The sequence below is a fragment of the Phenylobacterium sp. genome (assembly GCF_031425575.1).
Classification (GTDB): domain Bacteria; phylum Pseudomonadota; class Alphaproteobacteria; order Caulobacterales; family Caulobacteraceae; genus Phenylobacterium.
Genome location: NZ_JANPJP010000072.1, coordinates 1 through 2171, shown reverse-complemented (window position 1 = coordinate 2171; position 2171 = coordinate 1). Strand labels below are relative to the sequence as shown.

The following is a 2171-nucleotide window of genomic DNA, read 5'->3' as shown; positions in this document are numbered from 1 at the left end:
CAGGTCGACACTGTCTGTCTGCCCCATCGCGGTGACTTCGCTGCGGCCGGATACGTCCAGGCGCAGACTGGGTTGGCGGTACCCCTCGATGGCGAGCGTGTTTCGACCTGACAGGTCAAAGCTGCTGATCGCCGGCGCCCGGACGATGATCGACAGCGTCTGATTGCGGCTATGGCGACGGTGAAAGCCGTGTTCGTAGCGGACGCTGTCGCCCTCAACGACCACCCGCTCGACCAGCTTTTGCGGTCCTGTCACGACGACGCTGGCAGGGCCCGTCGACTGGATATAGCGGACGTCCGCCGACAGATCGATGTCGAGGCGATTGGCGCCGGTCCACGCGAGGGTGCGGGTGGTTTCGGGGCCAGGATCTCCGAACTCTCCGGGGCCCCTGTCATCATCGTCCCAGCCCAAGTGCTTGCCGCGCCAGGCGTGGCCGTCGGCAAGGTGCCAGCCCCCACGGGCGATGGCGTCAGGGCCGCCGATGGCGAAGGCGGCCGCCAGCGCGCCGACCGACAGAATGAAACCGGCGACGGTGATCATGATCAGGACACGAACCATGTGCTTAAGCCTCCCCGGCCTTTAGGATTAAAGCGCCGGCTTCAACAGCCGGTAGTGCAGCCGCCCGTACCAGACGAGCGCGTTGACCAGTCCGATTGAGGCCAGGCTCAGCAAGGCGCCGCCTGACGCCGAACCGGCCATCAGGCCGATACCCGCCAGCAGCGCCGCGGCGACGCCGCCCGGGGGGTCCAGGAAAGGACCCGCGGCGAAGACGACCCCGCCCGCAAAAAACACCGCGATCACGGCCATGAACAACCCGAACAGCGTCGCGCCCACGGTCATCAGAATCGGGAGCAGGATCAGGATGTCGATGGCCCCCAGGCCCAGAACGGCGAACACGGCTGCGGCCGCCGACGACGGGCTTCGGTCGTCCCGCCACCGGGAGAGCGACTTTTCAGCTTGAAGTTCGCGGGCCAGACGGTCCGGATCACCCAGCGCCTGGGCGACTTCAGCCTCGCTGCGACCCGCTGCAACGCCGTCGGCAAAGTGGGTTTCATAGTCGGCGACAATGTCGGCCATGGCCTGAGGGGGCAGGCTGCGCAAGCCCTCCCTTAGCCGGGCCAAAAAGGCCTCGCGTGTCATTTTGCCCCTCCAAAAACGATCTGATCGACGGCGGCTGAGAACGACGTCCAGGCCGCCTGCTGGCTGGCGAAGGTGCGCTTGCCGCCCTCGCTCAGTCGATAATATTTCCGCGGCGGACCCGCGCTGCTTTCCACCAGATAGGTCTCCACCAGGCCATCGGCCTGCAGCCGCCGCATCAGCGGATAGATGGTGCCTTCACCCATGCCGATGGCCTCGGCCAGCCGAGCGGCGATGTCGTAGGCATAGCTGTCCTGCCTGTGCAGAAGCGCGAGCACACACAGCTCGAGCGCCCCCTTCTTCAGCTGGATCTCAATGGCTTCCGGCACGTCCTTGCGCCTCCCTGCGAAACCAAGAGGTACTGCAAGGTATTAGGCGACGCAAGGTAGCATGCATTAAACGTTAGTAACCTGGCCCAACGGCAATGGCGGACGGCGCAAACCCCAGAACGCTGCAACGGTCAGCACAGCGCCGCATGCAATGATGACGGGCGCCGGCGACCAGAGCCGGAAGACTAGCGGGCCCAACAAGGATCCCAGCAGGGTGGCTCCGGCGAGAATGGCGTAGCGCAGGCGAAAGACCGCGGTTGCGTCGCCGATGTCCATACGTGTCTGAAAGAAGGGCATCATCTGCAGGAAGGCGATGGAGCCCCCGACCCCCAGGACAAAGCCGCCGCCCGCCATGGCCAACGGGGCCAGTGTGGGAGGTGCGAACATCGCCGCAACCCCTATGCCGGCCAAGCCGACGCCGCGAAGAATGTAGCCCAGGAAGAGGAACGCCCAAGCGTCTCGCACCCGCCAGGTGACGGTAAGCAGATTGGTCAAGCCATCGCCAACCGCCGTGGCCGCCATCACAAGCGCCAGAGTGGCGAGCCCGCCCGCCACGTCGCCCTTGACCAGCAGCAGGGGTAGTCCCAGCGCCACGCCCAGGGCGCGGGTGGCGTATGATGCGCCGGCCGTGGCCAGGATTGTCGAGGCGCCGGGCGTCGCGCGCGCCGCGCGCCAGCCGCGAGCTAGCCTTTCCCACACGCTGGC

4 protein-coding genes are annotated in these 2171 nt (G+C 66.3%); all 4 read right to left on the bottom strand.

What is annotated here, in order from left to right; genetic code table 11:
- Nucleotides 1-558 (bottom strand): GIN domain-containing protein (locus RMO97_RS04075; RefSeq protein WP_310539266.1); only part of this gene is annotated, 558 nt, incomplete at its 3' end.
- Between the two features lie 27 nt (nucleotides 559-585).
- Complete coding sequence (locus RMO97_RS04070) at nucleotides 586-1140, bottom strand: HAAS signaling domain-containing protein (RefSeq protein WP_310539265.1); 555 nt, start codon at nucleotides 1138-1140, stop codon at nucleotides 586-588.
- Nucleotides 1137-1466 (bottom strand): PadR family transcriptional regulator, encoded by a 330-nt coding sequence (locus tag RMO97_RS04065; RefSeq protein WP_310539264.1) that lies wholly within the window; start codon nucleotides 1464-1466, stop codon nucleotides 1137-1139. Before RMO97_RS04065 ends, RMO97_RS04070 begins: the two co-directional genes overlap by 4 nt.
- 66 nt (nucleotides 1467-1532) lie before the next feature.
- A partial coding sequence (locus RMO97_RS04060) for a hypothetical protein (RefSeq protein ID WP_310539263.1) occupies nucleotides 1533-2171 on the bottom strand: 639 nt, incomplete at its 5' end.

Bases quoted from the DNA above. Each gene is read 5' to 3' on its own strand.
- RMO97_RS04070 (WP_310539265.1), bottom strand. From the start codon at position 1,140: ATGACACGCGAGGCCTTTTTGGCCCGGCTAAGGGAGGGCTTGCGCAGC.